At 39.2% G+C, this 3,387-nt stretch carries 3 protein-coding genes and 1 pseudogene; all 4 read left to right on the forward strand.

The features are described from left to right. Positions 1–58: 58 nt before the first annotated feature. Positions 59–328, forward strand: a pseudogene (locus Q0541_RS09960) (proton extrusion protein PcxA); the annotation flags it as partial. Between the two features lie 80 nt (positions 329–408). Continuing rightward, complete coding sequence (locus Q0541_RS09965) at positions 409–885, forward strand: hypothetical protein (RefSeq protein WP_298908969.1); 477 nt, start codon at positions 409–411, stop codon at positions 883–885. Positions 886–1,468: 583 nt separating this feature from the next. Continuing rightward, positions 1,469–2,374, forward strand: a complete 906-nt coding sequence (locus tag Q0541_RS09970) for a polyphosphate kinase 2 family protein (RefSeq protein WP_298908972.1) — start codon at positions 1,469–1,471, stop codon at positions 2,372–2,374. 114 nt (positions 2,375–2,488) lie between these two features. Continuing rightward, the gene (locus Q0541_RS09975) at positions 2,489–3,115 is read left to right on the forward strand and encodes a chemotaxis protein CheB (RefSeq protein WP_298908975.1); all 627 of its coding nucleotides are present in this window, start codon (positions 2,489–2,491) and stop codon (positions 3,113–3,115) included. The last annotated feature ends 272 nt before the right edge of the window (positions 3,116–3,387 follow it).

A 3,387-nucleotide genomic window follows, 5' to 3' on the forward strand; every position in this document is an offset into this window, starting at 1 on the left:
CTACCTTAATGGATTATTGTCGGTTTGAGGTACTTCAAAAACTGAGATGCTCCCTACCATTGTCTATGGTCTTAGCGATAGTGCTAAAGCTTTTTTAATTATTTTATTTACAGACATATTCGTAGGATTTCACTCACCAGATGGGTGGGAGGTTCTTCTTGAAGGATTGGCAGAACATTTAGGTTTACCAGCCAGTAGAAATACAATATTTTTCTTTATTGCTACATTTCCAGTGATTTTAAACACTATCTTTAAATACTGGATATTCCGCTATCTGAGTCGCTTATCTCCGTCAGCATTAGCTACATTAAAAGAGATGGACGAGTAATTCATAATTTATAATTATTTTGACGCATTTGTCTTATGATTCGCTAGGCTATCTATATCCTGGTTCTTCCAAAGCATACTATGGATTTTGAAAGCAAAGCCAATGCCCCAACTCCCACAGATAACATAGAGTTTGCTCAACCAACTACTATCCGTAAGCCATTGGAATTGTTGCGAGATACTGAGGCTTTACTACGTCGCCCAACCGTAGCAACACTGTCGCCGATTTTGCCACCAAAACTAAGCAATAGATTCCAAGCAACCTCATCTTTGGCAGATGACTCCTTTAAGGAACTGGCAGAAATTGACCTAGACACTATTAGTGATTTTGAACTGCGACCTGCACGAATTTATGTTGGCTTAAGCTTTGTTGGTTTTGGGGCGCTGATGATATTAGTACTACTGCTGTACTTAAACACCTTGCGTCCAGAACTCAGAACGGTTGAACAGATTCAGCGATATTGGTATCAATATGTTTGGTTTGTCAGTTTGGGTGTTACGGGGATGTTTATGTTGGGACGTGAAGCGATGCGTCCTATGCCAAAGCGGCGAAAATGAAAAATAGCAATGCTCATTGGTGTCAACTTAAGCTAAAACTCCTTTAAAAACCTTGTTTCCAGCCAGAGGCTGGAAATGCTCTTTCATTGCGGTACCACTAGTGCCGCAAGGCGGAAGTCAAAAGTCAAAAGTCAAAAGTCAAAAGAATTGTATTCCAAGCTTTTGTGCCATTTGAAATGGTGAACCAGCGCTGCGGGAGGGTTTCCCTCCGCAGGCGACTGGTGAACCCGAAGGGTATGTTTATTTCCACCGTGTTGTACTAGTCTTGAGGCAGCAGCCCCACATTAGGCAACGAGAGAGACAACTTTTAAAAGCTTTTTCGTTTACTGGCTTTCAGCTTAAGTTGACATGCATGAGCAATGCTGTGCCCCGAAAGTGCGGGTCTATTTATTATTAAAAAATGATTAATAAAAGCCTGAAACGATTTATGCATGGTAAATTCATACTATAATTGATTTCTACAGTGCGTAAAACCCAGTATTTTAAATTAAAATTCTTCTTTAATTAAGAAATAATAATTGTTAGAAATTAGTAATTCATAATATGGTTGTGTATAAGTAGCTGCCAGTAAATTTTATTATATATGAATTACGATGCTTTCATTGTTCCACCAGGTTCAAAGATTTCTTTGAAAAAAAACTATGACCCAGCTTATAAGACTGATTTTAATCAAAAAGCTGATGCTGCAATCAAATTACAGGCAGATATTGAACGACTAGCAAATTACCAAAATATTCTCTACGCTCAAAACACTTATGCCTTATTGATTATTTTTCAGGCAATGGATGCTGCTGGTAAAGATAGCACAATTAAACATGTGACATCTGGTGTTAACCCGCAAGGATTTCAGGTGTTTAGTTTCAAGGAACCCAGTGCAGAAGAATTAGACCATGACTACTTATGGCGAACAACTAAGGCTTTGCCAGAAAGAGGTCGAATTGGGATATTCAACCGCTCATATTATGAAGAAGTGCTAGTAGCTCGTGTCCATCCAGAAATCTTGAAAAAGCAACAACTTCCTTACTTACCTGAGGGAAATAAGATATGGAAACAACGCTTTGAAGAAATTAATGGTTTGGAAAAATATTTGGTAGAGAATGGTGTAATCATCCTGAAGTTCTTTCTCAATGTTTCTAAATCAGAGCAGAAAAAACGTTTTTTAGAACGGATTGAATCTCCTGAAAAAAATTGGAAGTTTTCAGATAGCGATGTCCAAGAACGAGTTTTTTGGGATGATTATATGAATGCTTACGAAGAAGTTTTCAATCACACTAGTACGAAATCGGCTCCGTGGTATATTATTCCTGCCGATCGCAAATGGTTTACCCGGCTGGTAGTCGCTAATATTATCTGCACAAAATTACAAGAGCTAAATCTGCAATACCCAACAGTGAGTGAGGAACATAGGCAGCAGCTTTTAGAAGCTAAACGCATTCTAGAGCAGGAAGATGAACCTATGAAATTAGTAAAGAAAGGTAAAAAAAAGTAAATTATTTATTATCTAGTGTAATACATACTGTATAATTTTTAAAAAATTTTTATGTAAATTTATTAGTGTTTTTTGTAACTAATAAGTTTGGTTGATAGTAACAACCTAAAAATCATGATTAAAATGGCGGAAAATGCCAACAATCATCCACCTTACTTTACTAATGCTGCTTTTGATATTGTAGCGATCGCAGCCTCAGCAGGCGGTCTGACTGCTTTAATTAAAGTGCTATCGACTTTACCAACAGAATTTACAGCTGCGATCGCCATTGTGCAACACCTTGCTCCGCAATATCGGTCGTTCATGGCACAAATTCTCAGTCGGCGCACGGCTATTAGCGTCAAACAGGCAGAGCAGGGAGATATCCTTACCCCAGGAACGGCTTACATTGCTAAACCGGCTCATCACTTGTTGGTTAACGGTGACGGTACGCTTTCCTTATCACAGTCGGAAGCGATACGTCATTTACGTCCTTCGGCTGACTTGTTATTTGAATCGGTTGCAGCCACTTATAAAAATAGAGCGATCGCTCTTGTGCTAACTGGAACAGGTAGTGATGGCACGATCGGGGTAGAGGCAATTAAAAAAATGGGCGGTACTGTCATTGTCCAAGACGTAAAAACCGCTGAATTTTCCGGGATGCCCTCGGCTGTGATTCAAGCTGTCAACGTAGATTTTATTCTCCCCCTGAATGAAATTTCCTCCACCTTAGTGACTTTAGTCATGGGAGAATGTGACTAAGCTCAGAGGCAGAGGGGCATACAACTCTTGGAGAGGCTGGCGCTTAGGGCGTAGCTATGCCGCAGGCTTTACGACTGCGCTTAGTAACCAGGGGGGTAGAAAAGATATGTGGTTTGGAATACAACTTACTATAAATATAATGTAAACATATTTTCATGAGTCTTTGATACTCGTAAATGAGTCTTTGAACTCCGTCAACAATTCTTTAATACTCGTGAATGAGTCTTTGAACTCCGTCAACAATTCTTTAATACTCGTGAATGAGTCTTTGA

This window comes from uncultured Nostoc sp. (assembly GCF_937863485.1).
Taxonomy (GTDB): Bacteria; Cyanobacteriota; Cyanobacteriia; order Cyanobacteriales; family Nostocaceae; genus Nostoc.

Bases quoted from the DNA above. Each gene is read 5' to 3' on its own strand.
- Q0541_RS09965 (WP_298908969.1), top strand. From the start codon at position 409: ATGGATTTTGAAAGCAAAGCCAATGCCCCAACTCCCACAGATAACATA.
- Q0541_RS09970 (WP_298908972.1), top strand. From the start codon at position 1,469: ATGAATTACGATGCTTTCATTGTTCCACCAGGTTCAAAGATTTCTTTG.
- Q0541_RS09975 (WP_298908975.1), top strand. From the start codon at position 2,489: ATGATTAAAATGGCGGAAAATGCCAACAATCATCCACCTTACTTTACT.